Origin of the sequence: Janthinobacterium sp. SUN176 (assembly GCF_030587335.1) — a bacterium.
GTDB classification, from domain to species: Bacteria; Pseudomonadota; Gammaproteobacteria; order Burkholderiales; family Burkholderiaceae_D; genus Janthinobacterium; species Janthinobacterium kumbetense.
Genome location: NZ_JAPWIA010000003.1, coordinates 216171 through 241096, shown reverse-complemented (window position 1 = coordinate 241096; position 24926 = coordinate 216171). Strand labels below are relative to the sequence as shown.

Annotated in this window: 24 protein-coding genes; 14 read left to right on the top strand and 10 right to left on the bottom strand. The window is 61.3% G+C overall.

All coding sequences use genetic code 11. The features are described from left to right. Positions 1–123: 123 nt before the first annotated feature. Positions 124–2688: a TonB-dependent siderophore receptor gene (locus O3299_RS22350; RefSeq protein ID WP_305063234.1), complete on the top strand. Its 2565-nt coding sequence runs from the start codon at positions 124–126 to the stop codon at positions 2686–2688. A 42-nt stretch (positions 2689–2730) separates the two neighbouring features. Continuing rightward, complete coding sequence (locus O3299_RS22345) at positions 2731–3414, top strand: DOPA 4,5-dioxygenase family protein (protein ID WP_305063233.1); 684 nt, start codon at positions 2731–2733, stop codon at positions 3412–3414. Positions 3415–3479: 65 nt separating this feature from the next. Here the strand turns inward: O3299_RS22345 and O3299_RS22340 are convergent, their stop codons facing one another. The 4 genes from O3299_RS22340 to O3299_RS22325 all read right to left on the bottom strand — a co-directional run bounded on the left by O3299_RS22340 (position 3480) and on the right by O3299_RS22325 (position 7406). Further along, on the bottom strand, positions 3480–4700 hold the full coding sequence (locus tag O3299_RS22340; RefSeq protein ID WP_077400193.1) for a polyhydroxyalkanoate depolymerase: 1221 nt from the start codon (positions 4698–4700) through the stop codon (positions 3480–3482). 275 nt (positions 4701–4975) lie between these two features. Next, positions 4976–5299: a ferredoxin FdxA gene (gene fdxA, locus O3299_RS22335; protein WP_010395176.1), complete on the bottom strand. Its 324-nt coding sequence runs from the start codon at positions 5297–5299 to the stop codon at positions 4976–4978. A gap of 332 nt (positions 5300–5631) precedes the next feature. Then, positions 5632–5919, bottom strand: a complete 288-nt coding sequence (locus O3299_RS22330) for a protealysin inhibitor emfourin (protein WP_251349783.1) — start codon at positions 5917–5919, stop codon at positions 5632–5634. Between the two features lie 89 nt (positions 5920–6008). Beyond that, on the bottom strand, positions 6009–7406 hold the full coding sequence (locus O3299_RS22325) for a hypothetical protein (RefSeq protein WP_305063232.1): 1398 nt from the start codon (positions 7404–7406) through the stop codon (positions 6009–6011). A gap of 200 nt (positions 7407–7606) precedes the next feature. Between O3299_RS22325 and O3299_RS22320 the strand changes: the two genes are divergently transcribed. The 4 genes from O3299_RS22320 to proX all read left to right on the top strand — a co-directional run bounded on the left by O3299_RS22320 (position 7607) and on the right by proX (position 11865). Next, positions 7607–7891 carry a polyhydroxyalkanoic acid system family protein gene (locus O3299_RS22320; protein WP_077400202.1) on the top strand — a complete coding sequence of 95 codons (285 nt, stop codon included), beginning with the start codon at positions 7607–7609 and terminating at the stop codon, positions 7889–7891. 573 nt (positions 7892–8464) lie between these two features. Beyond that, entirely contained in the window at positions 8465–9697 is a 1233-nt protein-coding gene (gene proV, locus O3299_RS22315) for a glycine betaine/L-proline ABC transporter ATP-binding protein ProV (protein ID WP_099668215.1), read from the top strand. Next, positions 9694–10797 (top strand): glycine betaine/L-proline ABC transporter permease ProW, encoded by a 1104-nt coding sequence (gene proW / locus O3299_RS22310; protein WP_305063231.1) that lies wholly within the window; start codon positions 9694–9696, stop codon positions 10795–10797. The genes proV and proW overlap by 4 nt, the downstream gene beginning before the upstream one ends. Before the next feature lie 9 nt (positions 10798–10806). After that, the gene (gene proX, locus O3299_RS22305; protein WP_099665321.1) at positions 10807–11865 is read left to right on the top strand and encodes a glycine betaine/L-proline ABC transporter substrate-binding protein ProX; all 1059 of its coding nucleotides are present in this window, start codon (positions 10807–10809) and stop codon (positions 11863–11865) included. 137 nt (positions 11866–12002) lie between these two features. On the opposite strand, the gene O3299_RS22300 is transcribed toward proX, so the two are convergent. Together O3299_RS22300 and O3299_RS22295 are read right to left on the bottom strand one after the other, a co-directional pair. Then, entirely contained in the window at positions 12003–12257 is a 255-nt protein-coding gene (locus O3299_RS22300; protein WP_034782468.1) for an acyl-CoA-binding protein, read from the bottom strand. A gap of 199 nt (positions 12258–12456) precedes the next feature. Then, positions 12457–12813 carry an FKBP-type peptidyl-prolyl cis-trans isomerase gene (locus tag O3299_RS22295; protein ID WP_034782471.1) on the bottom strand — a complete coding sequence of 119 codons (357 nt, stop codon included), beginning with the start codon at positions 12811–12813 and terminating at the stop codon, positions 12457–12459. A gap of 197 nt (positions 12814–13010) precedes the next feature. Here O3299_RS22295 and O3299_RS22290 point away from each other — a divergent pair, with 197 nt between their 5' ends. The 7 genes from O3299_RS22290 (at position 13011) to O3299_RS22260 (ending at position 21465) form a co-directional block, all read left to right on the top strand. Then, the gene (locus O3299_RS22290) at positions 13011–13982 is read left to right on the top strand and encodes a beta-propeller fold lactonase family protein (protein ID WP_034760259.1); all 972 of its coding nucleotides are present in this window, start codon (positions 13011–13013) and stop codon (positions 13980–13982) included. 10 nt (positions 13983–13992) lie between these two features. Next, entirely contained in the window at positions 13993–14859 is an 867-nt protein-coding gene (locus O3299_RS22285; protein WP_370385307.1) for a polysaccharide deacetylase family protein, read from the top strand. Beyond that, positions 14856–15896, top strand: coding sequence for a sterol desaturase family protein (locus O3299_RS22280; protein WP_099665320.1), 1041 nt, complete (start codon positions 14856–14858; stop codon positions 15894–15896). The genes O3299_RS22285 and O3299_RS22280 overlap by 4 nt, the downstream gene beginning before the upstream one ends. Further along, positions 15896–16723, top strand: coding sequence for an EI24 domain-containing protein (locus O3299_RS22275; protein ID WP_305063230.1), 828 nt, complete (start codon positions 15896–15898; stop codon positions 16721–16723). Before O3299_RS22280 ends, O3299_RS22275 begins: the two co-directional genes overlap by 1 nt. Before the next feature lie 31 nt (positions 16724–16754). Next, positions 16755–17540, top strand: a complete 786-nt coding sequence (locus tag O3299_RS22270; RefSeq protein WP_289899845.1) for a molybdopterin-binding protein — start codon at positions 16755–16757, stop codon at positions 17538–17540. A 364-nt stretch (positions 17541–17904) separates the two neighbouring features. After that, positions 17905–21021 carry a transglycosylase domain-containing protein gene (locus O3299_RS22265; protein WP_305063229.1) on the top strand — a complete coding sequence of 1039 codons (3117 nt, stop codon included), beginning with the start codon at positions 17905–17907 and terminating at the stop codon, positions 21019–21021. A gap of 63 nt (positions 21022–21084) precedes the next feature. Beyond that, positions 21085–21465, top strand: a complete 381-nt coding sequence (locus O3299_RS22260) for a hypothetical protein (RefSeq protein ID WP_305063228.1) — start codon at positions 21085–21087, stop codon at positions 21463–21465. Here the strand turns inward: O3299_RS22260 and O3299_RS22255 are convergent. Continuing rightward, entirely contained in the window at positions 21462–22067 is a 606-nt protein-coding gene (locus tag O3299_RS22255; RefSeq protein ID WP_305060908.1) for a glutathione S-transferase family protein, read from the bottom strand. The genes O3299_RS22260 and O3299_RS22255 overlap by 4 nt on opposite strands. 131 nt (positions 22068–22198) lie before the next feature. Between O3299_RS22255 and O3299_RS22250 the strand changes: the two genes are divergently transcribed. Next, positions 22199–23551 carry a TAXI family TRAP transporter solute-binding subunit gene (locus tag O3299_RS22250; RefSeq protein ID WP_305054316.1) on the top strand — a complete coding sequence of 451 codons (1353 nt, stop codon included), beginning with the start codon at positions 22199–22201 and terminating at the stop codon, positions 23549–23551. A 12-nt stretch (positions 23552–23563) separates the two neighbouring features. On the opposite strand, the gene O3299_RS22245 is transcribed toward O3299_RS22250, so the two are convergent. The 3 genes from O3299_RS22245 to O3299_RS22235 form a co-directional block, all read right to left on the bottom strand. Continuing rightward, complete coding sequence (locus O3299_RS22245) at positions 23564–23848, bottom strand: Fis family transcriptional regulator (protein ID WP_289906350.1); 285 nt, start codon at positions 23846–23848, stop codon at positions 23564–23566. Then, positions 23845–24195, bottom strand: coding sequence for a type II toxin-antitoxin system RelE/ParE family toxin (locus O3299_RS22240; RefSeq protein ID WP_305054317.1), 351 nt, complete (start codon positions 24193–24195; stop codon positions 23845–23847). Before O3299_RS22240 ends, O3299_RS22245 begins: the two co-directional genes overlap by 4 nt. A gap of 171 nt (positions 24196–24366) precedes the next feature. Then, positions 24367–24828, bottom strand: coding sequence for a rhodanese-like domain-containing protein (locus O3299_RS22235; RefSeq protein ID WP_099665312.1), 462 nt, complete (start codon positions 24826–24828; stop codon positions 24367–24369). Positions 24829–24926: the final 98 nt, after the last annotated feature.

The window sequence follows — 24926 nt, the reverse complement described above, 5'->3', positions numbered from 1 at the left end:
GTGCCGCCGCTGTTGTTAGTTGCCAAAACGAAATATCTAAATACGAAACCATTCGTTCTTGTTTGTTTGTCCATCCTTTAGTCTGCAGCCACTGTGTTGACGACTTTGAAAGGATGTTTTCGTATGCTGGAACCGATTCACAAGCATGACCCCGCCCCGCGTTTGCGGCAACTGGCGCACGCCGTCTCCGTGGCCGTACTGCTGCTGGGGGCGCCTGGCGTGGTCCACGCGCAGGCCGCGCCGGATGGCGCTGGCGCACTGGCCGCCGCGCCGTATGACACCGTCATCGTCACGGGGGCGCGCGGCACGGGCCGCACGGTGGCCAACAGCGCCGCACCCATCGACGTGATCAGCGCGCAGCAATTGCAAGCCACGGGCAAGCTGAACTTGCTCGATGCGCTGGATACGGCCTTGCCGTCGTTCAACTTGCCGGCCCGCGTGCAGCCGGACCTGGGCAGCATCGTGCGCGCCGGGCAGTTGCGCAACCTCGACCCGTCGCATACCCTGGTATTGGTCAACGGCAAGCGCCGGCATACGACGGCCATCGTCAACGAGGATGGTTTTCCCGGTTCCGTCGCCACCGACCTGGCCCTGATACCCACGGGCGCCATTGCCCGCGTGGAAATCCTGCGCGATGGCGCCTCGGCCATCTACGGTTCCGACGCCATTGCCGGCGTCATCAACATCATCCTGAAAGCGGATGACAAGGGCAGCTTCAGCACGCAACTCGGTTCCACCTACGACGGCGACGGCACGAACGGTTCCGTGCGCATCGATGGCGGCACGCGCCTGGGTGAACACGGCTTTGCCCACTTCGGCGCCGAAGTCCAGCGCCAGGGCATCGCCGTGCGCAATTTCGGCCTGAATCCAGGCTACCTGTCGTATCCGGCCGTGCGCAACAGCGATGGTCAGCTGGTGAAATTGGGACCGAACAACAGCTTGCCGGCCGGCGCCTCGCCGAACCCGGCAGAAGCAAGCCGCAACAGCAATCCATGGCGCAATACGGGCGTGCCGCAAAGCACGACCGCTTCGCTCAGCGCCAACTTCGGCTATGACGTGTCGAACGAGGTGCAACTGTATGGCTTCGGCACGTATGCGCACCGCAATGCCCGCTCGGCGCAGAATTTCCGTCTGCCCAATACCATTTTTAATAACAACAAAGGCTTGCTGTCCGTGTATCCCGACGGCTTCACGCCATATGAAACGACGAGCGAAAACGATTTTTCCCTGACGGGCGGCGTCAAGGGCGAGACGGCCGGCTGGAACTGGGATATCAGCAGTACTTACGGACGCGACGATATCGACGTGGGCGTGGAAAACTCGGCCAATTATTCGCTGAGCTATCCAGGTGGCAAGACGGATTTCACCATCGGCAATCAGCGCTACAGCCGCTCGACCACCAACGCCGACGCGCGCCGTCCCGTGCCGCTGGGATTGAGCGAGCCGGCCGACCTGAGCGTCGGTCTCGAGTATTCGCATGAAACGCAGCAACGCAGTCCGGGCGAACCCGCTTCCTGGCAGGGCAGCGGCTCATCGGCGCTGGCCGGCTACCTGCCCGTCGACGCCTCGGACACGGCGCGCCACAGCTATGCGGCGTATGTCGGCCTGGGCGCGAAACTGACGCCGCAATTGCTGCTCGACACGGCACTGCGCGCCGAGAAATATTCCGATTTCGGCAGCAAGACGACGGGCCGTTTGTCCGCCCGCTATGACGTCACGCCCATGGTGGCCGTACGCGGCACCGTCAGCAATGGTTTCCATGCGCCTAGCCTGGTGACGCAATCGTATTCGAACACCTCCGACCATGCGGGTGTGCCGTATACCCTGGCGCAGCCGAACTCGGCCGCAGCGCGGGCACTGGGTGCGCAAGCGCTGAAACCGGAAAAATCGACGAATCTGTCGGCCGGGCTGACCTTCAATCCTACGCCTACCCTGCGCCTGGCCGTTGACGCGTATCAAATCAAGGTCCGCGACCGCCTGGGCGTGTCGTCGAACATCGGCATCGACCGCAGCTCGGGCGTGGCGCTCGACGGCAGCGGCCGGCCACTGACGGCGGCGCAAGCGAGCGTGATCGAAAACCTGCTGCGCTCGGCGGGTTTGACGGTAGGCAATGGCCTCGTCGCGCATTACTTTGCCAACGTGGGCGACACGCGCACGCGCGGCATCGATTTGACGGCCGAGGATGTCTTGCGCGTGGCCGACGGCAAGCTGCGCTGGACGGCGGCCGCGAATATCAATCACACGAGCCTGGTCGGCAAGGCGGCCTTGCCGACGGTGCTGCAAGGCTTGCCGAATATCGGCACCCTGAGCAAATCGGCCGAGTACGACTTGCTGTACCGGGCGCCGCGCGACAAGGAAATCCTCACCCTGGCGTATGAAAAGGCGGGCTGGACGTTCAACGTGCGCGAGACGCGCTACGGCAAGCTCAAGCGCCTGAACGCCATCACGGGCGGCGATTACCAACTGAAGGCCGCCTTCGTGACGGATGTCAGCGTCGGCTACGACATCAGCAAGCGCATCAACGTGACGGTGGGCGCCAACAATGTCTTCGACCAGAAACCGGGCCAGGTGCCGCGCGACGCGCGCAGTGCCGCGAATCTGGCGCAGTACACGGGCGCGTACGACAACTCGGGACCGTTGGGCGTACTGGGCGGTTATTACTACGCCCGCGCCACTGTTCACTTTTGATCTGCCTTCTCTCCATATTTATCATCAAGAACAGGAAATCCTATGTCAGACAATACTCAACACGCGGCCATCGACCTGGAATGGGCCAATCTCCTCTCGCCGCAGCGCCGCACGGTCTTGCGCGGCGGAGGACTCGTGGCGGCATTGGCCGCTTCGGGCCTTGCCGGCACGGCCCTGGCGCAGGATGGTGCCGTCAAACGCGCCAAACCTGTACCGGGCAAGAGCCCGTGGGGCGAGCATACGGACACGGCGCCCACGCCGCGCCCCGTCAGCGTGCGGCCCGGCGAGGAAACCTTGCCATCGAAGCCGCGCGCCTACACGGATATCGAGAGCTATCACGCGCATATCTATTTTGACGAAGACAGTTACCAAAAGGCGGCGCTGATACGCAAGTGGGCGGCCGAGCGTTTCCAGATCGAGCTGGGCGACTGGAACCTGGAGCCGCGCGGCCCGCACGTGACGCCGTCGTTTTACTTTGGCTTCACGAATGACTTGCTGCCCGTCATCGTGCCGTGGCTGCAGCTCAATAGCCTGGGCCTGACGATACTGATACACCCGAACACGGAAGATCCCCGCGCCGACCATTTGTATTACGCGCTGTGGGTGAACCGCTCGCAGCCCGTGAATGGCTATGCGATGAAGAAACCGGGGCCGGGCGAGCCGCGAGTCGAGCAAATCTTTGTCAATACGCGCCCGACGGTGAAGATCGAAACGTCACGCGCATGAGCCGGGCATAAAAAAACGGCACGCCAGGGTAGCCTGGCGTGCCGTTTTGCCTGAAATACTGCGGATCAGGAATGTTTCTGGATGAATTCGCCGATTTTCGGGCAAATGATTTCGCGCCAGCGGCGGCCCGAGAAAATGCCATAATGGCCACATTTTGGCGCCACGAAATCCTGCTGCATCTCGGCAGGGATGCCGGAACACAGGTCATGCGCCGCCTGCGTCTGGCCGGCGCCGGAAATATCGTCCAGCTCGCCTTCTACGGTGAACAGCGCCACATTCGTGATGTCTTGCGGACGCACCAGCTGGCCGCCCACTTTCCACGTGCCCATCGGCAGGCTGAATTCCTGGAAAACCGTTTTAATGGTTTCCAGGTAGTACTCGGCCGGCATGTCCAGCACGGCGTTGTACTCGTTGTAGAACTGGCGATGGCCTTCCGCCGGCTCGTCGTCGCCCGTCACCAGGTGCATGTAGAACTCGCGGTGGCTTTGCGCGTGACGGCCCGGGTTCATGGCGATGAAGCCGGCGTGCTGCAGGAAGCCCGGATACACCTTGCGGCCAAAACCCGGGTAGTTCGGCGGCACCGCGTAGATCACGGTGTTTTCAAACCACGAGAATTTCTTTTCCGTCGCCAGGTTGTTCACTTGCGTGGGGGAACGGCGCGGGTCGATGGGGCCGCCCATCATCGTCATGGTTTTCGGCATGTGCGGATCTTTGGCCGTCGCCATCAGCGAGATGGCAGCCAGCACGGGCACGGTCGGTTGACAGACGGAAATGACGTGCAAGTCAGGCGCCAGCAGGCGGATGAATTCCTGCACATAATAAATGTAGTCGTCCAGGTGGAACGGGCCTTCCGTCAGCGGTACCATGCGCGCGTCCGTCCAGTCGGTGATGTAGACATCGTGCTCGGCCAGCAAGCCGCGCACGGTATCGCGCAGCAGGGTCGAGTGGTGACCGGACAGGGGGGCAACCAGCAAAACTTTGGGCTGTTGCAAGCCAGTGGCTTCTTTCTTGAAGTGAATCAGGCGGCAAAACGGTTTTGTCACGACAACGTGTTCGCGGATGTCGACGTTCTCGCCTTGGACGAGAACGGATTTGATGTCAAATTGTGGTTTTTCGTAGTCTTTGCCAAGGCGGTACATCAGCTCGTAGCCGGCTGCGATGCGTTGCGAAAACGGGGTGTGGGCCAGTGGAGAAACCGGGTTGGTAAATAACTTGGAGGACATGTCTGCCCATTGCATCACCGGAGTGAGGAAGGAGCGTTGCAGTTCGTGCAGTTGGTAAAGCATATATAGTCCTTGTTTAATTCCAAGCGCCAATATCGGCTCAAATATCATAATCCAATTTTACGATATTTGTTGAGGACAAAATGTGCATTACCGCGCATAGGTCCACAGTTTGCGCTTTGGTGTGACAGCGCGCCACACTTGCGTGGATAGACCTGCAACGATGCTCTAAAAGCAAAAAAAGCAGCGTTTCCGCTGCTTTTTGTACATTTTTTCACCGCCACGCCCCTGCGGAGAACAGTGTCTCCGCCGGAAACGCCGCGGCAAGTGCCGTGCGCTTAGCGCACCAGCATGTCGAGCTTGTCCTTGACGTCCTTGTATTGCTCGGCTTCCGGCAAGGCAGCCTTCGTCTTGGTGATCGAAGGCCAGTTACGGGCCAGGTCGACGTTGATCTTGATGAAGGCTTGCTGGTCGCCCGGCACGTCTTCTTCCGCGAAAATCGCGTTCACCGGGCACTCTGCCACGCAGACTGCGCAGTCAATACATTCGTCCGGATCGATTGCCAGGAAGTTCGGGCCTTCCCGGAAACAATCTACCGGGCAGACATCGACGCAGTCGGTATAGCGACAGGCGATGCAGGATTCGGTGACAACGTGGGTCATAACAGTCCTATCAATTTGGGGGGAGGTGCTGTAGCGCCTGCAGGAACCTCGGCGGCGCATACTAAAGCAAAGCATTGTATTTTAAGGCAATTCGCTATTTCTCACAAATCCCGCTTATATACAATACATATAAGCAAATTCATTTTTTGGCAGCGCCGTTGCCGCGCAGAGCGTGCAATTCAGCGACTATCCGGGACGTTACCATGAAGAACGCGGCAAGAAAGCGACAGTCGCCCGATGCTGCAGGGAGCAGGACGGGCGAGGCGGGCGCTCGCCGTGTGGTGTTTTTGTTTTACCCAAATCAAGATCGGTAAAAATAAGTGCCGGAACAATCAGGCGCTGGCGCGTATTTGCGTCAGCAACTGTTGCCAACGTGCATTTTCAGCACTGCCATCCTCGGCAAACGTGATGGTGCGGCGCGCGGCCGGTGCCTCGACGGTGATCTGCCAATGGGGGATATCGGCGCCCACCTGTTCGCCCGTGCCCTGCGGGTGCGTGAAAAAACCGCTGCTGGCCAGTGTCGCTTCCAGCCCAGGGCCGGCCGGGTGGGCTTGCGTATCGATGTCGTACTGTTCGCTCAGGCCGGCAAAGCCGCCGCTGCTGCGGGCTGAAATTTTCATGCTGCTCCTTCTTGGGGACGGTGGTGGGGAAATGATGCGGCATGCCTTCGCCTGCGGCTGACCGCTGGCGGGCTTGCGGCGCGGGGCGCTTACCGGGGGGCGTAACTGCGGCACCAGGCCGCCAGTGCTTCGCGCTCCGCTTCCAGCAATTGATCCGATTCGCTGTATTCCGCATGGTTCATGGTACCGCAGCAGGCGCGCCTGTCTTGCACGGCGCCCGCTTCGTCGATGACATCGGGGGCAAAGGTCATTTGTCCATCCTCCGTCATGGCATTGTCCTTGAGCACTTCGCGCACGGTAAAGCTGTTGCGGATGAAATCGAGGTAGCTGGTAAAGCCGTCGGCTTGCGCCAGGGTCAGCATATGACCGGCCACGTCGGCGTACGTGGCCGCCTGGTCGGGGGACGCCACCAGGGCGCGCAAGACCAGGCTGCGCAGGTAGTCGCCGCAACGGTGCAGCACGGCCGCGTCATCTTCCAGCTGGGGCTGGCGTTCGTGGGCAAAGATGTCGGCCAGGATGTCGTAGATAGCGCCTGTAAACACTTGCGAGATGGCGTGCACTTCCGTGCCGGCCTCCGACAATTTGATGTCGTTATCGGCATTGCGCAAGCCGTTCGGCCGGCCCAGCGCCAGGCCGAACTGTTCCGCCAGGTCGGCCAGGAAGGTTTTGTCGTGCAGGTCGGACTTGGTTTGCGCGATCACGGCCTCGACCTGGTCCAGCTGCGACAGGGCCAGGAAGATGGCCGTCAGGTCGCCGAACGATTCGTGCAAGCCGCCCGTCTGCGGTGGATTATTGTTGAGCAGCCAATTCGGCTTGAGGCCATCGAGGATGGCGTGCCCGGTTTCATGCGAGACGATGTCGAGCGAGCGGCAGGTGTAGACGCGCTCGGTGGCGCCGCTGGGAATGAAGTCGCCGAACTTGAGGGCCTTGTCGCTGCGGCTGTAATAGGCATTCATAACATTGGGCAAGCCGTGCGGGAACACGCGCAGCGGTGCCGTGTTGCTGGCGCTATTCCATTGCCAGGGCAGGGGCGGCGCCGTGTTGTTGCTGGCCATCGCGCGCTGGTACATGGTGAGCGTCATGCGCACGATGGCAAAGGTGTGCACGGCGTCGAACTGGTCGGTGTTGGGCGAGACGATGAAGTCGCCAAAGGCGTTCGGGCTGACCTGGGCGATGCCCGGCTCGCCAAAGGTGATGCGTGCGTCGCGCGGACCTTGCAGTATCAGGCCGGGCAGGAAGGCCTTGCGCGTGCCCAGCTCGCTCACGGACGGGTCTTGCTTCCAGATCAGCACGCGCGAACCGACGGGAACGGCGGCCAGGTTGCGGACCGTGGCGTCCGTCAGGCGGGGCGGACCCGGCTGCAGAGTCAGTTGCGCATTCTTGCGGTGCAGGCGGTAGGGCGCCGAGGGGGTAGGGACGTAGCCGACAGGCAAGGACACGCATTTGGTCAGCACGGCTTCGACCGGCACGATGACTTTCTGGTCCATGGTAGCTCTCCAAGACACTCGCAACTGGAATGGAGATAGTCGGCCTGCTTCGGTGGTTGCGGTTTGATGCGGCGCAAGTGCGGCGCAAGAAAGCGCGGTTTTTTCCGTGTGCCGGCGTTCCCTATGGCTGCGGCTGCCGCGTGGCGGCTGGTATGATGCTGGCCGTATGGCACCCGTTTTTATAATAAAAGGATCGTTTGATGGCGGATATAAATATAGTTCAGCAACATAAGCTGACAGCAGCAAAGGCGCGCGAAGCGGCGCAGCAAGTGGCCGACAAGCTGGCCCAGGAATATGACCTGGCCTGCGCCTGGGATGGCGATGTGCTGCGCTTCGAGCGCAGCGGCGTCGATGGTTCGCTGACCCTGGAAAAAGAGCAGGCGCAACTGCAAATCAAGCTGGGCTTCATGCTCAGCGCCTTCGCGTCCACGATTGAAGGCAAGATCGCCGAAAAGATGCGCAAGGTGTTTGCCGAGCCAGTTTGATCCGCTTGTCTGGCGCCATGTTTGGTGCTAGAAAACGTGTCGCAGCGATGGGCGAAAAGACGATGAAAACACGTCGCTTTTCGCCTTTTTCACGTCTGACTGTACGCTGGCGAACATTGCTAGCACATTTCTATTTGGAAAGCCATTGGACTTTGGCGGCTTTTTGCGTTATACTTGAGTCATATTTACAACAGCTACACCGCGTTTCACCATCTGCTTCGCAGTACTCCCCACTCGCTGAGTGGTGAATAATTCATTGGGTTTTACACCCGCATCCAGTTAAAAGTAGCTTGGTCGATTTTTTTTCGGTCAAATACATTTGGTGCCATGTATTTGCATGGCGCTAGCGTTGTTAAAAGTCCTGAACCACAGCCTCTTTTAGCACGCACACGGCACCCCGGCACCGGCTTTGGCCATCCGCTGGTCACATGCGTGTCACCCCCTGTTTCCTGTCGCTCCCGTGCGCTTTTTGCGCCGTGGCGTAGCCGACGCAACAGGGTTTGCTGATTCCCGCCGCAAGCTGGCAGCTTGCTGGGTTTCATTCCATTCGTCAAATCGAGGGAGAACCACATCGTGGCAAAACAAATCATTATCGACCATGTGTTCAAAGTGTTCGGCGACAAGCCAGAAGAAGCACTTGAACTCGTCCATCAGGGCGCCAGCAAGCAGGATATCCTGGCCCAGACCGACTGCACCATCGGCGTTTTCGACGCCACCTTTACCATTGAAGCGGGCGAGATATTCGTCATCATGGGCCTGTCCGGTTCGGGCAAGTCGACCCTGGTGCGCATGCTGAACCGCCTGATCGAGCCGACCGCCGGCCGCATTTTGATCGACGGCAACGACATCAATACCTTGCCGGACGCCCAGCTGCGCGCCCTGCGCCGCAAGGACATCAGCATGGTGTTCCAGTCGTTCGCGCTGCTGCCGCAAATTACCGTGCTCGACAACACTGCCTTCGGCATGGAGCTGGCCGGCATGCCCAAGGCCGAGCGCCATGCGCTGGCCCAGCAAGCTCTGGAACAAGTGGGCCTGGACGGCTACGGCGCCAGCTATCCCGACGAATTGTCGGGCGGCATGCAGCAGCGCGTGGGCCTGGCCCGTGCGCTGGCCTGCGATCCATCGATTCTGTTGATGGATGAAGCGTTTTCCGCGCTCGATCCGATTATCCGTACGGAAATGCAATCGGAACTGCTGCGCTTGCAGCAAATCAAGCGCCGCACCATCGTCTTCATTTCGCATGACCTCGACGAAGCCATGCGCATCGGCGACCGCGTTGCCATCATGAAAGACGGCCACGTGGTGCAAGTGGGCACGCCGGAAGAAATCCTGCGTAAACCTGCCAACGATTACGTGCGCAACTTCGTGCGCGGCGTCGATGCGGCGGCCGTCTTCAAGGCCAGCGATATCGCCCGCAAGAGCCAGATCGTCGTGTCCGAGTCGCCGAGCCGCGGCTCGCGCGCCGCGCTGTCGATGCTGGAAGAGCAGGATCGCGCGTTTGCCTACGTCGTCAATCCGCAGCGCAAGTTCCTTGGCGTCGTCTCGGCCGATTCGCTGCGCAGTGCGCTCGACGGCCATGTGGGGCCGCTGGGCCTGGCGCATGCCTATCTGCCCGACGTGCAGACCATCAATGCAGATGAGCCAGTCGCCGGCCTGTTCGGCCAGGTGGCGCAACTGCCTTACGCCGTCCCTGTGGTGGCCAATGACGGCAGCTTCCGCGGCGCCATCAGCAAGACAACCTTGCTGAAGTTCCTTGACCGCGACACGCCAGCCATAGCCGAACAACAACAGAAAGGACAAGCATGAATCCAAGCACCGTTTCCGCAGTAGAACCTGTTGTTGAACAGGCCGCTCAAATCAATCCCTGGGCGCTGACGCCGCCCACCGACGCCAGCACCGCCTGGCTGGACGCCGCCGCGCCTGCCGTGCAGCCGGAACATGCATCCGGCTTTCACCTGACGCAGATTTTCGACGGCTCGCTGCCGCTGGAAAGCTGGATCAACCAGGGCCTGGGCTGGGTCGTCGCGCATTTCCGTCCCTTCTTCCAGGCCGTGCGCGCGCCGATCGACAGCGTGCTGTCCGGCGTGGAAGGCGTGCTGCTGGCCGCCCCGTCGCTGACGGTGATCGCCATCATCGGCTTGCTGGCATGGCAATTTACCAGCCGCACCCTGGCCATCGGCACCGTGCTGGCGCTGCTGGTGGTGTCGATGCTGGGCATCTGGCCGGAAGCCATGACGACCTTGTCGCTGGTCTTGACGTCGCTGGCGTTCTGCCTGGCCATCGGCTTGCCGTTGGGCATCTTCCTTGCCAGCAGCGACCGCGCGCAGAATATCCTGCGCCCCCTGCTCGACGCCATGCAGACGACGCCCGCCTTCGTCTACCTGGTGCCCGTGGTGATGCTGTTTGGTATCGGTAATGCGCCTGGCGTGATCGTGACGATCATCTTTGCCCTGCCGCCGCTGGTACGTTTGACCAACCTCGGCATCCGCCAGGTGCGTCCCGACCTGATCGAAGCGGCCCGCGCCTATGGCGCCTCGCCGTGGCAGTTGCTGACCCGCGTGCAATTTCCGCTGGCTATGCCATCGATCATGGCCGGTATCAACCAGTCGCTGATGCTGTCGCTGTCGATGGTCGTGATCGCCTCGATGATCGCCGTGGGCGGCCTGGGCCAGATGGTATTGCGCGGCATCGGCCGCCTGGACATGGGCCTGGCCACCGTGGGCGGCCTGGGCATCGTGCTGCTGGCCATCACCCTGGACCGCTTGACGCAAGCGATGGGCCAGCCACGCCGCGGCGTGCGCCACTGGTACCAGACGGGTCCTGCCGGTTTCGTGCTGCGCCTGGTGCGTGGCAATGTGGAGAAAAATAATGTTGAACAGCAAGTAACGCTGGCCAACGCACAATAAAGGATACACATGCATCAAATCGACAATTTCAAAGTGACGCAAAAATCGCAACGCAAGTTCCAGCTGTTTTCCGCCCTGGCGATCGCCGCCATGGCCCTGACCACCAGCCTGGCCATGGCGCAGACGCCGGCCGCCGCTGCCGATGCGCTGCCCGGCAAGGGCGTCAAGGTGCAACCGCTGCAAAGCTCGATCGCGGAAGAAACCTTCCAGACCATGCTGGTCGACAAGGCCCTGGAAAAGCTGGGCTACGAAGTGCAGCCCATCAAGGAAGTGGAATATCCGACGGCGCATATCGCCATTGCCAACGGCGACGCCACCTTCATGGCCGTGCACTGGGACCCGATGCACAAGGATTTCTATAACAATGCGGGCGGCGACGCCAAGCTGTCGCGCACGGGCCAGTATGCGGGGCCTGCCGCGCAAGGTTATCTGATCGACAAGGCGACGGCGGAAAAGTACAACATCACGAATATCGACCAGTTGCGCGATCCCAACCTGGCCAAGCTGTTCGACCATGATGGCGATGGCAAGGCCGACTTGACCGGTTGCAACCCCGGCTGGGGCTGCGAAGCGCTGATCGAGAACCACATGGATGCGTATAAATTGCGCAAGACGGTGACCCACGTGCAGGGCAGCTATGCGGCCCTGATCGCCGACACCCTGGGCCGCTACAAGCGTGGCGAACCGATCCTGTATTACACGTGGACGCCGTACTGGGTCAGCGGCGTGCTGGTGCCGGGCAAGGACGTGGTCTGGCTGAAAGTGCCGTTCTCGGCCAATCCGGACAAGGTGAATACCCGTCTCGACGATGGCAGCGACTACGGCTTTGCCGTCAACACGGCGCGCATCGTGTCGAACAAGGCCTGGGCGGAGAAGAATCCGGCCGCAGCCAAGCTGTTCGAAGTGATGCAATTGCCCGTGGCGGACATCAATGCGCAGAACGAGCGCATGCGCCGCGGCGAAAACACGCAAGCCGATATCGCGCGCCATACGGCTGGCTGGATCAAGTTCCACCAGCAGACGTTTGACGGCTGGATCGCGCAAGCGCTGGCGGCGGCGAAAAAGTAAGTTTGCGGCTGAGACAGGCGTAAAAAAGTGGCTACCGATTTGGTAGCCACTTTTGCTTTTTCAGCCTATTTTTGTGGTTTTTGGTGAGTTTTCAGCCGTTTTCGGCCTATTTCTCTGCAAAACAGGCGTTTTCAGGTTTAATCCTTCAAGTCTTCGATCAGATCGATGTATTGCTGTTGCGCCTCTTCCTTCGAGGTGCCGGCCAGGGCCGCCCAGGCGTCGAACTTGGCGCGGTTGACGAAGTCGGTCATGCCAGGACGCTCGCCCGTGGCGTCGCCGCTCGACGCTTGCTTGAACAAGGCGTAGATTTTCAACAAGGTCATATTGTCCGGACGCTCGGACAGGGTCTTGGAATCGAGCTGCGCTTGTTCGAATTGCTCTTGTAAACTCATGATGGCTCCTGTGTGCTGATGGAATCGCTGGAAAAGTGCGGCAGGCCCGGCGGAGTGGCCACCGTGCGTGCTGCAGTGCCTGACATCATAGTGAAAAAAGCGCGCCGTGCATTAGAGGACACACTCAAAACAAAAACGCCGCCGCTGCGTGAACAGGGGCGGCGTCGGTACAGTCGCTTGAGCGCTGCGGAGTCGGTGCTTATACGCCCAGCAGTTCGACGTCGAAAATCAGGGTGGCGTTCGGAGGAATCACGCCGCCGGCGCCGCGTGCGCCATAGCCCAGTGCTGCCGGGATGATCAGCTGGCGCTTGCCGCCCACTTTCATGCCTTGCACGCCTTCGTCCCAGCCTTGAATGACGCGGCCGGCGCCCAGCGGGAATTCGAATGGATCGTTGCGGTCCTTGCTCGAGTCAAATTTCGCGCCGGCGCTGCCGTCGTCGTTTTGCAGCCAGCCCGTGTAATGCACGACAACATTGTTGCCGGCTTGCGCTTCAGCGCCTTCGCCAACGGTGGTGTCGATGTATTGCAGGCCGGAAGCGGTAGTGGTGGTGGTCATGATTATCCTTGTGTAGGCGATGAAAGCTTCAGATTGTAGAGCAATGAGTTGCAAAGCGCCATTCCAGGCCTGGGACGGGGAAAAAACGGAAATTACGGCGATGTGTGGCTGCCGGCAGCATTTAAGGGGGGATTTCACACAATAAATACAGTGTTCCACGTAAAATGCATGTTTTGTATTTAACAGTGATTTTTGCCATGTTCCGCAGTCTACGCCGCCTTGTTTTTTCCTCGCTGTGCCTGGTTTCCGCAATATCGACGGCGCAAGCCGAAGTGGTGGTGGTGCTCAATTCCCGTGATGCTACGGTGCAACTGCTGGACCAGAAAACCTATGCTCCCCTGTCCACCTTTGCCGTCGGCAAGGAACCGCACCATCTGATGGAAACGCCGGACGGCAAGTCGCTGATCGTCGCCAGTTCCGTTGGCAACGAGCTGATTTTCCTCGACCCCGTGTCGGGCCAGATCCAGCGCCGCATCAGCAACATCCTCGACCCGTACCAGATCGGCTTTTCGCCGGACCAGAAATGGTTCATCTCGAACTCCTTGCGCCTGGACCGCATCGACCTGTACCGCTACGACGGCAAGAACCTGACCCTGGCCAAGCGCATCCCGCTGCCAAAATTGCCCAGCCATATGGCGTTCACGGCCGACAGCACCATGGCTTTCATTACGCAGCAGGGCAGCAACCAGGTCAGCGCCATCGACCTGGCCACGCAAACGGTGAAATGGACCATGCCTGTCGGCCCGGCGCCGGCCGGCATCACGATGACGCCCGATGGCAAGCATTTGCTGGTGGGCATCATGGGCAGCGATTACGTGGAAGTGATCGACTGGCGCACGCAAAAGACCGTCAAGCGCATCAAGGCAGGCGCCGGCACGCACAATTTCCGCGCGCTGGGCGACAACCGCATGACGTTCGTCTCGAACCGCGTGTCGAACACGATCAACATCATCGACCAGCAAACGCTGGAAAACGTGGGCACGATCAATGTGCCGGGCGGCCCCGATTGCATGGAAATCACGCCGGACGGCAAGACCATGTGGGTAACGTTGCGCTGGATCAAGAAAGTGGCCGTGATCGACCTGACCACGCGCAAGGTGATCAAGACCATCCCGGTGGGCCGCTCGCCCCATGGCGTGTATTTCGCCACCCACTCGCCGCGCATGTGATGAGCCGGTGATGATGAAACGCTTCATTTTCGCGGGCCACGCGCCCGCCATGCTGCTGTGCGCCAACGCCATGCTGTCGCCCGCGCATGCCGCCGCACCTGCTGCCGTACCTGCCGCCATATCTGCTGCCCCAGCCGCATCTCCAGTTGCATCGCCAGCCCCGGCCGCCTGCAAGGGCACCATCTACATGACGTTTGACACGGGTAGCCAGTCGCAAGCGCAGCTGATCGCCGACGTGCTGAACAAACGCCATGTGAAGGCAACCTTCTTCCTGGCCAATGAAAAGACCACGCGCGGCGACTATTCGCTCGATGCCTCGTGGGCGCCGTACTGGAAAGCCCGCGTGGCTGAAGGCCATGCGTTCGGCACGCATACGTTTGACCACGTGTACTGGAAGAAGGATCTGGCCAACGGCTTGATCCAGGTCAAGCCCCAGTTCGGCAAGGATGGCGGCAAGCTGGCGTCGTTCACGGATCAGCAATTCTGCGAAGAATTGCGCCGCGTCGATACGCGCTTCCAGGAGCTGACCGGGCGCAAGCTCGACCCGTTCTGGCGCGCGCCGGGCGGCTACACGTCGCCGCGCACCCTGGCGGCCGGCAGCGCCTGCGGCTACCAGCACGCGGGCTGGGCGCCGGCGGGGTATTCCGGCGATGAGCTGCCCAGCGATAAGTATCCAAACGCCACGCTGCTGAAGAAAGCCCTGGCGAACTTGCGCAGCGGCGATATTTTCATTGCGCACATGGGCATCTGGTCGCGCAAGGAGCCGTGGGCACCGGCCAACCTGGACGCCTTGATTTCCGGCCTGCAAGACAAGGGTTTCTGCTTTGCCACCCTGCGCGAGCATCCTGCCTACGCGCGGAAGAAGGGCCAGCCATGATCGCCGCCGACATCGTCAGCTTCGTCACGCCCGTCATCGATGCTGTGGTCGACGCCTTTGGCGCGGCGCAAGGCTGGCTGTTCCAGACGGTGGTGAACCCGCTCGTATATCACCTGGGCTTTGGCGAATTCACGGAAGAAGCGTTCGAGGGCACGGAGTGGCTGCTGATCGGCCTGTGCGAACTGGTGCTGCTGTTTCTCGTGCTGCGTCCGCTCGAAGCCTTGATTCCCGCGCAAAAGATGACGGACCCGCGCGCCCGCTGGAACGATTTTATCTATACGGTGCTGCACCGCATTGGCCTGTTTTCCGTCGTGGTGTTCTTCACGCTCGATCCGCTGATGGATGCATTGGCGGGCGCCTTGCGCTTCGACAATATTCATCCATTGAACCTGGAATCGCTGTTGCCCGGCATCAGCCCCTTGCTCAGTTTTATCATTTATTTTGTGATACTGGACTTCGTCGACTATTGCTACCACCGGGCCTCGCACCATTTCGGCTGGTGGTGGGGCTTGCACAGCCTGCATCACAGCCAGCAAAACATGAACTTGTGGAGCGATGACCGCAATCACTTGCTCGATGACTTCCTGCGCGACGTGGTGATGGCGCTGGTGGCGCTCGGCATCGGCGTGCCGCCGGGCCAGTACGTGCTGCTGGTGTCGATTTCGCGCATTTTGCAAAGCTTGCAGCACGCAAATGTGAGGATACACTTCGGCCGCATCGGCGAGCGGCTCTTGATCTCACCCCGTTTCCACCGCACGCATCACGCGATCGGCGTGGGGCACGAGTCGAAAGGCAAGGGCAGCATGGGTGGTTGCAACTTCGGCGTGGTCTTGCCGATTTGGGATATGCTGCTGGGCACCGCGAATTTCTCGGCGGGCTATGCGCGCACGGGCGTGCGCGACCAGCTGGCCCGCATCGACAGCAACGGTGTCGGCCGGCCGGGGCGCAACTATGGCCGCGGTTTCTGGCAACAGCAATGGCTGGGCCTGCGTCGCATGGTGGAATTTGCAAGAATTAAACGAAAAGGACGCCGTTGATGCGTAATGTGTTGAATTCGTATGGCCGTGCTTTCCTGTCGCAATTGCATGGCAGGATACTGCTGCTGAGCGTGGCGCCGTTCATCCTGTCGCTGGTGCTGTGGGGCGGCTTGCTGTACGTGGGCTTGCAGCCGCTGATCGACAGCCTGCATGCGCTGTTCACGCAGTACGATTTCTTCCGCACCAGCGGCCAGGTGCTGACCACTTTCGGCCTGGGCGTGCTGAAAGCCGTGATCGTGCCGCTGATCGCCATGTTCATGCTGCTGCCGCTGATGATCCTGACGGCGCTGATCTTCATGGGCCTGTTCGCCATGCCGGCCATCGGCCGCCATATCGGCGGGCGGCACTTTCCTCAGCTGGAAAAGAAACATGGCGGCAGCCTGCTTGGCAGCGTCGGCACTTCGCTGGCCACTTTCCTGCTGTTTATCGTCGTCTGGGTGCTCATGCTGCCCCTGTATGCGTTTCCGCCGGCGGCCCTGGTGGGGCAAGCCGTGCTGTGGGGCTGGCTGACGTACCGCGTGATGGCGTACGACGCCATGGCCGACTACGCCAGCGTGGACGAGCGCCACGCCATCATGCGCACGCAGCGCTGGCCCCTGCTGGCCATCGGCATGGTGTCCGGCGCGGCCGGCGCCGTGCCGGGCTTGCTGTGGATGGGCGGCGCGATGTCGGTGGTGTTCTTCCCCTTCCTGGCGGCGTTCGCCATCTGGCTGTATGTGCTGATCTTCATCTTTACGGGGCTGTGGTTCCAGTATTACTGCCTGGAAGCACTGTCGCGGTTGCGGGGCGTATGCGGCATGACCGACGTGGCGCCAGCGGACGCTTGAGTATTTTTATCGAATTCTACGAGGAAGCTTCATGGCTATCGGATTGATCATCATCGGCGACGAAATCCTGTCGGGCAAGCGCACGGACCAGCATTTCCCGAAAGTGGTGCAAATGCTCAAGGCGCGGGGATTGCAGCTGAGCTGGGCGGAATACGTGGGCGACGAGCCTGCCCGCCTGGTCGCCTTGCTCAAGCGCAGCTTTGCCAGCGGCGACATCGTCTTCAGCTTCGGCGGCATCGGCGCCACGCCGGACGACCATACGCGCCAGGCGGCGGCCGATGCGCTGGGTTTGCCGCTGGTGCTGCATCCGCAGGGCAAGATCAATATCCAGCAGCGCATCACGGAAATGGGCATAGAGGCGGGCGTGCCGGCCGATTTGCACTCGCCGGAAAACCTGCACCGCTTGAAAATGGCGGAATTTGTCGAAGGCGCCGAGCTGATTCCGAATCCGTACAACAAGATTGCCGGCTTTGCCGTGCGCGAGCATTACTTCGTGCCGGGCTTTCCCATCATGTCCTGGCCCATGATCGAATGGGTGCTGGACACGCATTATGCGCACCTGTTCAACCAGGTGCCGCATGCGGAACACGCCTTGCTCGTGTACGAAACGGCCGAATCCCTGCTGACGCCGCTGATGGTGCGGCTGGAAGCAGAGTTTCCGTTGATCAAGGTTTTCAGCTTGCCCAGCGTGGGCGATGCGCAGACGCGCCGGCATATCGAACTGGGCGTCAAGGGCGAGCCGGCGCAAGCGGCGGCCGCCTTCGCGCAGATGTGCGCCGCACTCGATACCTTGCAGGCGGAATACACCACCATCTGACATGCAGCCAGCCCGGCGCCAGCGGCTTTTTTGCCGGCGTCCAGCCCGCCGTGCATCTATGTACGCAAGCGTACATTCCAAGACGTTGTTTTTTTGCGAAAATCTTCAATGAAGCAAGATTTTTGTGCGCGCTCGTCAGTCGTTTTCATGCCGATGTGGTGGAATGGTGAACAGGGGCCTTGCGTGTCAAACGCGGGGTCGCCTGCCTGTGCAGTAGCGTGTTTTTTTGATTTACCGGTATGGACATCATGTTAAGCAAGCTTTGTTGTGACCGGCCCTGGCTGGCCCTCGTCTTATCCCGCGCGGAGCGGTATCGCTGCCGCATTTCCCGCGCCGTCCAAACCCAACCTTACCCCAGCATCCCATGAAAGACACAGGCGTCAATCTGGCCGCGCAAGAGCGGCCCCCCTCTGATCCAGCTGCCGAGGCGCCGCCGCCGGCGAGCCCGCCGAAGAAGCGCCGTTCGCGCATCTGGCCCATCTTTGCCATCATCCTGCTGGCGCTGATTGCCGGCGTGGCCTGGTTCGTCATGCGCGAAGTGCGCACGTCGGCCCTGCAGGCGGAATTTTTCACGCGCCTGGACCGCCAGCTGTCGTTCAAGGTCGAGCCCGGCCCCGCACCGGCGGGCGCCATCCGCTATCCGCAGCACGGCCCGTATGACGAGCGCCTCGGCTATGCCAGCTTGCCGGATTTTATTAGCAAGTTGAATGCGCGCGACTATGAAGTGACGGCGCAGGCGCGCATGTCGCCGAAGATGGTGCAACTGGTCGACCGGGGCATCTTTGCCACCTATCACGAGAAGAACCGCGCGGGATTGAGCATTCTCGATTGCCGCGCCGCACCCCTGTTCGCGGCCAGCTATCCCGAGCGCATGTTCGACGGCTTTGCCGAAGCGCCGCCCGCGCTCGTGCAAAGCCTGCTGTTCATCGAAAACCGCGAATTGCTCGATCCGGGCACGCCCGAGCGCAATCCGGCCGTGGAATGGGACCGCCTGAGCAAGGCGATTCTGGACAAGGCGCTGAACCTGTTCGGCGGCCACCGCGGCGGCGGCGGTAGCACGCTGGCCACGCAAATTGAAAAATACCGCCATTCGGAAGACGGCCGCACCAGTTCCATGCAGGACAAGCTGCTGCAGATGCTGTCGGCCAGCCTGCGCTCGTACCAGGATGGCGAAAACACCATGGAAGCGCGGCGCAAGATCGTTGTCAATTACCTCAATACCGTGCCGCTGTCGGCAAAGAGCGGCTTTGGCGAGGTCAACGGGATCGGCGACGGCATGTGGGTCTGGTATGGCCGTCCATTTTCCGAAGTGAAAACTTTGCTCAAAGGCAATATGGACCAGCCGGGCAGTGCGCTCGCCTACAAGCAGGCGCTGAGCTTGCTGATCGCGCAGCGCCGTCCCTCGCACTACCTGGTGGCAGGCGGCGCCGACCTGGAAGAGTTGACCAACAGCCATCTGCGCCTGCTGGCGCAAGCGGGCGTGATCTCGCCGCAGCTGCGCAATGCGGCCATCGCCGAGAAGCTGCGCCCATCGACGGCCTCGGGCGTGCAATCGGAAGCGTCGACCTCGTTCGTCACGCGCAAGGCATCGAATGCCGTGCGCAACCACCTGGCCAGCATGCTGGGCGATCCGCGTTTGTATAACCTCGACCGTCTCGACCTGAAAGTGGTCAGCACGCTCGATGCGCAGGCGCAAAACGCCGTCACCAAGGTCTTGCGCGAGCTGCGCGACCCGGAAGTGGCGAAAGCGGCCGGCTTGACGGGCAAGGGCATGCTGGGCAATGGCGACCCCGCCAATGTGGTCTACAGTTTTACTTTGCTGCAAAAGGGCGAGCAAGCCAACTTGCTGCGCGTGCAGACGGATAACTACGACCAGCCGCTGGACATCAACGAAGGCGCCAAGCTGGACCTCGGTTCCACGGCCAAGCTGCGCACCCTGGTCACCTACCTGGACATCATTGACCAGTTGCACCAGCGCTACAGCGGCATGGGCGCCGCCGAACTGGGCAAGATTGCCGTCGATCCGAAGGACATGCTGTCGCAGTGGGCAATTGCTTATTTGAAACCTTTGCCGCTGGGCGAGGCGCGCAATTTACCCGCCATGCTGGCGGCCGCCATGGAACGCAAATATTCGGGCAACCCGGGCGAAGGCTTCTTCACGGGCGGCGGCTTGCACCATTTCGGCAACTTCTCCAAGCTCGACGACAGCCGCATCATGACGGTGCAGCAGGCGCTGCGCCAGTCGACCAACCTGGTGTTCGTGCGCCTGATGCGCGACGTGGCCCGCTACTACATGTTTTCGCGTCCCGATTCCTCGGCCTCGCTGCTGGCGGACGCGGACGATCCGCGCCGGGCCCAGTACCTGAGCCGTTTTGCCGACAAGGAAGGGCGCGAATTCCTGCACCGCTTCTACCAGAAGTACCGCGGCAAGAGCGTCGACGAGCAGGAAAAGATCCTGTTGGCCAGCATCCGCCCGACACCCGTGCGCCTGGCGAATATCTTCCGCACCATCAATCCGAAGGGCACCGTCGCCGAATTTGGCGACTTCCTCAACGCCAATTTACCGTCGCAAAACGAAGTACCGCCCGAGCGCGTGGCCAAGATGTACCAGCAATATGCGATGGAAAACTGGTCGCTGGCCGACCGCGGCTACCTGGCCAATGTGCATCCGCTGGAACTGTGGATGGTGGCGTATCTGCGCCAGCACGAAGGTTCCACCCTGTCGCAGATGGTGGCGGCCAGCGAAAAGGAGCGCCAGGAAGTGTATAAATGGCTGTTCAATACGCACCGCAAGCACGCGCAGGACCGCCGCATCGCCAACTTGCTGGAAGTGGAAGGATTCCTGGAAATCCACCGCCAGTGGAAGAAGATGGGTTACCCGTTCGACTCGCTCGTGCCGTCGTATGCGACCACCCTGGGCGCGTCGGCCGACCGTCCCGCCGCGCTGGCCGAGCTGATGGGCATCATCATCAACGATGGCGTGCGTAAACCCAGCGTGCGCATCGATTCCATGCATTTCGCCGCCAATACGCCGTACGACACCATGGTCAAGCGGGGCACGAAGGTGGAGGCGGAGCAAGTGCTGTCGCCGGACGTGGCGAAAGCTGTCGCCAAGGCCATTCGCGAAGTGGTGTCGGACGGCACGGCGAAACGGGCGAAGACGGCATTCGTCGGCGCCGACGGCGTGCCGATCCCGATGGGCGGCAAGACGGGCACGGGCGACCAGCGCTTCGACGTGTATGGCGCGGGCGGCCGCCTGATCGAGTCGCGCTATGTGAACCGTTCGGCCACGTTCGTCTTCAATATCGGCGAGCGCTTCTATGGCAGCATGACGGCGTATGTGCGGGGGCCGGAATCGAAGAACTACGATTTCACCAGCGCCTTGCCCGTGCAACTGCTGGTGTCCCTTGCGCCGAGCCTGATGCCGCTGATCGAGCCGCCTGCGCCAGCCGAAGGCGTGGCCAAGCAGTGCACGAATTAAATCGTTGCTGCATTAAAAAGCCGGCCTGAATGGGCCGGTTTTTTTATGGAGGAGAAAGAATCCATGGAAAGAACACAGCAGATCTTTGCGCAATATCACCGTTTTGACGATGGCGCGCTTGTATCATTCGAGCAAGCATATGGACCCCAGGGCGTGCAGAGCGTGCGCATCGTGTTGTACGCGAGGAATCATGGGCTGGAAGGCAATGTCTGGCGCAAAGTCGCCATCACGGTGAGAGAGGTGCGGGAATTGATGATGAAGACGCCGGGCAACTTCATCAACCGCATCTGCTGCGGCGTGAAGCTGCTGCGCTTTGGCGACGTGTGGTGTGTCGATATCGACGGCACGTATGCGCACGACGACCCGGCAACCCTGGAGGAAGTGCGCCGCGATGGCGATTGCTACGTCATCGGCGGCACGGTCGAGGCAATCGAACTGGATTAACCGGCAAACACGGCCGTTTTACCTTCCAGGCGCGCGTGATACGCGGCGATGGCCGGATACTCGGGGCGCTGCATGGGCGCCATCAGCCAGCGCTTGACGGACAGGCCCAGCACGATATCCGCCAAGGTAAATTGCTCGCCGCACACATACGCGCCCGTGCGCTGCAACTGCTGTTCCAGCACGCCCATCATCTTGTTCCATCCGGCAATACCGGCCGCCAGCTGGGCCGCATCCTGGTGTGCCGGGCTGTGGCGCACCAGCGACATGAAGGCGTAGCGCCAGCTGTTGTTGAGGTCGCCCATTTGCCAGTCCATCCATTTTTCCACTTCCGCGCGGGCGCGGGGATTACTCGGCAGCAAGTCGTCGCGGCCCGCCTGCGCGCACAGGTAGCGGCATATCGTGTTCGATTCCCACAGCACCAGGTCGCCATCGAGCAGCACGGGCACCATGGCGTTCGGGTTCAGGGCCAGGAAGGCCGGGTCGTCCGTGGCGCGAAAGCCGCTGCCCCAGTCTTCGCGTTCGTACGGCAGGTCGAGTTCCTCGCACGTCCACAAGACTTTGCGGACATTGATCGAGGCGGCTTTTCCAAGAATTTTCAGCATGCAGGGCTCCCGAGGGCAGGTGGTCGATCCAGCACTGTAGCCGAATTGGCCACGCCGCGCATGTGAAAGTGCCTTGCATAGTTGGGCTTTTCTTGGCATCGTAGCCACCCATGAAACCTATGCGCCACCACATGTCCAAAATCCTCGCGTTCAGCCGCTTTTCCGTGCGCGATTTCCTCGCCACCGCCGGTCCCACCTTGCTGCTGGTCGGCGCGTTTTGCGCGCTCGCTTACTGGCTGGTCGACCCGGCGCCGCCGCGCAAGGTAACCCTGTCGACAGGGCAGGACAATAGCGCGTACGAAGAGTTCGGCAAGAAGTACGCGGCCACCCTGGCCAGGCACGGCATCAAGGTGACCTTGCAGCCGTCGCTGGGCTCGCAGGAAAACCTGCAGCGCTTGAACGCGGGCAAGACCGATATCGCCTTCGTGCAAAGTGGCTCGACGGAACACGACGATGCCGAGCGCCACGGCCTCATTTCCCTGGGCAGCCTGTTTACGGAACCCGTCTGGCTGTTCATGCGCGACGACAAGGCCGTGACGGAGCTGACGCAATTGAAGGGCATGAAGATCAACCTGGGGCCGGAAGGCACGGGCGTGCCCGGCCTGTTCCGGCAGTTGCTGTCCGTGAATGGCGTGGAAGCCAAGGAGTTGACGGTGAGCGACTTGCAGAACACGCCCGCCACGGTGGAACTGCTGGAAGGGCGCATCGACGGTCTCGTGTTCAGCTCGGCGCCGGAAGCGCCGCTGATCCAGATGCTGCTGCAAACGCCGGGCATCAAGCTGTTTGATTTTTCGCAAGCGGAAGCGTACACGCGGCGCCTGCCTTTCCTCACGCATGTCGTTTTGCCGCGTGGCATCGTCGACCTGGGGCAAAACATTCCCGCGCAGGATTATCACCTGATCGCGCCGACGGCCACCCTGGTCGCGCGCGAAGACTTGCATCCGGCCCTGGTCGACCTGTTCGTGCAGGCGGCGGCCGGCATCCATGGCGGCACGGGCTGGTTCCAGCAGCAGGGGCAGTTCCCGTCCGCGCGCTACACGGAAATTCCCGTGGCGCCGGAAGCGTTGAAATTCTACAAGGATGGCGCGCCCGTGTTGCAGCGTTACATGAGTTTCTGGCTGGCTAATTTCTTTGACCGCATGTGGGTGCTGGTGGTAGCGCTGGGCGCCCTGATCCTGCCCCTGTCGCGCGTCGTGCCGCCGCTGTACGTGTGGCGCATCCGTTCGCGCGTGTACCGCTGGTATGGCCAGCTGCGCACGGTGGAGCAGGCGCTGGAAGACGTGCCGGAAGACCGGCGCGCGCACGTGTATGCGGAACAATTGAAACGGCTCGACCAGATCGAGGAAATGGTCAACCAGATATCGATACCCCTGTCGTTTGCCGATGGCCTGTATGGCTTGCGCAGCCACATCAATTTCGTGCGCAAGCGCATATTGACCCTGATGGGCGAGCACCCGGCCGCGGAGGCGGGCGAGCCGGCCTGAGCGCTTAACCGCTTAAACGAGGGTGATCGACAGCTTGCGCCCGAGCAGCGCGGCGGCCCGCTCCAGGGTGGAGAGCGTCACGTCGCTGCCGGGATCGAGCAGGCGGTCGAGTTGCGAACGGCTCGTCTGCAGCAGCGCCGCCATGCGCGTCTTCGACAGCGATTGTTCCTGCATCGCCTGCGTCAGTTGCCAGGCGATCACTTCCTTGATGGCGCGGGTTTGCGTTTGCTCAAAGATGCCTTCTTCCTTGAGGAAGTCGTCGAGACTGCTGCCGAGGTGGGGAGCGGTGGCGTTCATGTCAATTCCTTGTGGCGTTTGCGGGCCAGCGCCAGGTCGTCGTCCGGCGTGGCGCGGGTTTTCTTGATAAAGCCGTGCAGCGCCACCAGGCAATCGCCGTGATGGCAGATCAGCACGCGCGCGATGCGGTTGCCGGGCAAGCTGCTGCGCACCTCCGACAAGCCCTGCCCCAGGTGGCGGCACAAGGGCATGCCCACGGGCCAGCGCCATTGCGCATGCATCAAGTCTTGCCCGATCACATGACGTTCTTCGACGGGCAAGGATTTGAGCCAGTCGCGCACGGGTTCGCCGCCATTGCCGTTCGCATAGAACCGCAGGGTAATCTGCCGCAAGCCGGAAGCATCCATGACGCACCTCTACGTTGTACTATATAAGGTACATACTCGCAAGGTAAATCTGCGCCGCTCTTGAGAAAAGCGGGCGCGCATGGATGGTTGTAGCCGATGGCGGGCCGCATGGTGGCCCGCCAGATCAAACACTGTTCAGATAATTCGGCAGCCAGCGTCAAGCGGCCAGCGTCAGGCGCCCAGCCACGGCAAGCCCGCCTTGCACCAGCCGCCGATCTGCTTGCGGTGGCCGTCGGCGTCCTTGTCGCCTTCAAAACCTTCGAGGATGTCGAAGCAGTTGATATAGCCGTGTTCGGTCGCCAGCTTGGCCGCATGGCGCGAACGCACGCCGGAGCGGCACAGGAACAGCAGTACCTCGTCCTTGCCGGCCTGGGCCGCCAGCTGCGCGAGGAAGTCGGGATTCGGCACGCCGCCCGGGTAGGTGGCCCACTGCACCGCACCATGCTGGGTATCGGCGATGTCGACGCGGCCCACCCAGTCGCGCTCGGCAGTCGTGCGCACATCGATGAGCTTGACGGCGGCATCGCCTTGCAGCAAGTCATACGCTTCCTGCGGCGTGACGGCGCCGGCATACGGCGTACCTTCATTGGCCCGGCTGCGGGCGGTGGTCAGGATGTCGGCGGCGGTGGTCATGGCGTCCTCGATGAAAGTGGGCAGGTGTGTGTACGATTATAGTGCGCCGTCCGCGCCCCGCAAACGGGAATCCGTGGTGCACGGCGCATGCACCACAA

Excerpts from the sequence above, each read along its gene's own strand:
- O3299_RS22350 (WP_305063234.1), top strand. The coding sequence starts at position 124 with ATGCTGGAACCGATTCACAAGCATGACCCCGCCCCGCGTTTGCGGCAA.
- O3299_RS22345 (WP_305063233.1), top strand. The coding sequence starts at position 2,731 with ATGTCAGACAATACTCAACACGCGGCCATCGACCTGGAATGGGCCAAT.
- O3299_RS22340 (WP_077400193.1), bottom strand. The coding sequence starts at position 4,700 with ATGCTTTACCAACTGCACGAACTGCAACGCTCCTTCCTCACTCCGGTG.
- fdxA (WP_010395176.1), bottom strand. The coding sequence starts at position 5,299 with ATGACCCACGTTGTCACCGAATCCTGCATCGCCTGTCGCTATACCGAC.
- O3299_RS22330 (WP_251349783.1), bottom strand. The coding sequence starts at position 5,919 with ATGAAAATTTCAGCCCGCAGCAGCGGCGGCTTTGCCGGCCTGAGCGAA.
- O3299_RS22325 (WP_305063232.1), bottom strand. The coding sequence starts at position 7,406 with ATGGACCAGAAAGTCATCGTGCCGGTCGAAGCCGTGCTGACCAAATGC.
- O3299_RS22320 (WP_077400202.1), top strand. The coding sequence starts at position 7,607 with ATGGCGGATATAAATATAGTTCAGCAACATAAGCTGACAGCAGCAAAG.
- proW (WP_305063231.1), top strand. The coding sequence starts at position 9,694 with ATGAATCCAAGCACCGTTTCCGCAGTAGAACCTGTTGTTGAACAGGCC.
- proX (WP_099665321.1), top strand. The coding sequence starts at position 10,807 with ATGCATCAAATCGACAATTTCAAAGTGACGCAAAAATCGCAACGCAAG.
- O3299_RS22300 (WP_034782468.1), bottom strand. The coding sequence starts at position 12,257 with ATGAGTTTACAAGAGCAATTCGAACAAGCGCAGCTCGATTCCAAGACC.
- O3299_RS22295 (WP_034782471.1), bottom strand. The coding sequence starts at position 12,813 with ATGACCACCACCACTACCGCTTCCGGCCTGCAATACATCGACACCACC.
- O3299_RS22290 (WP_034760259.1), top strand. The coding sequence starts at position 13,011 with ATGTTCCGCAGTCTACGCCGCCTTGTTTTTTCCTCGCTGTGCCTGGTT.
- O3299_RS22285 (WP_370385307.1), top strand. The coding sequence starts at position 13,993 with ATGATGAAACGCTTCATTTTCGCGGGCCACGCGCCCGCCATGCTGCTG.
- O3299_RS22280 (WP_099665320.1), top strand. The coding sequence starts at position 14,856 with ATGATCGCCGCCGACATCGTCAGCTTCGTCACGCCCGTCATCGATGCT.
- O3299_RS22275 (WP_305063230.1), top strand. The coding sequence starts at position 15,896 with ATGCGTAATGTGTTGAATTCGTATGGCCGTGCTTTCCTGTCGCAATTG.
- O3299_RS22270 (WP_289899845.1), top strand. The coding sequence starts at position 16,755 with ATGGCTATCGGATTGATCATCATCGGCGACGAAATCCTGTCGGGCAAG.
- O3299_RS22265 (WP_305063229.1), top strand. The coding sequence starts at position 17,905 with ATGAAAGACACAGGCGTCAATCTGGCCGCGCAAGAGCGGCCCCCCTCT.
- O3299_RS22260 (WP_305063228.1), top strand. The coding sequence starts at position 21,085 with ATGGAAAGAACACAGCAGATCTTTGCGCAATATCACCGTTTTGACGAT.
- O3299_RS22255 (WP_305060908.1), bottom strand. The coding sequence starts at position 22,067 with ATGCTGAAAATTCTTGGAAAAGCCGCCTCGATCAATGTCCGCAAAGTC.
- O3299_RS22250 (WP_305054316.1), top strand. The coding sequence starts at position 22,199 with ATGTCCAAAATCCTCGCGTTCAGCCGCTTTTCCGTGCGCGATTTCCTC.
- O3299_RS22245 (WP_289906350.1), bottom strand. The coding sequence starts at position 23,848 with ATGAACGCCACCGCTCCCCACCTCGGCAGCAGTCTCGACGACTTCCTC.
- O3299_RS22240 (WP_305054317.1), bottom strand. The coding sequence starts at position 24,195 with ATGGATGCTTCCGGCTTGCGGCAGATTACCCTGCGGTTCTATGCGAAC.
- O3299_RS22235 (WP_099665312.1), bottom strand. The coding sequence starts at position 24,828 with ATGACCACCGCCGCCGACATCCTGACCACCGCCCGCAGCCGGGCCAAT.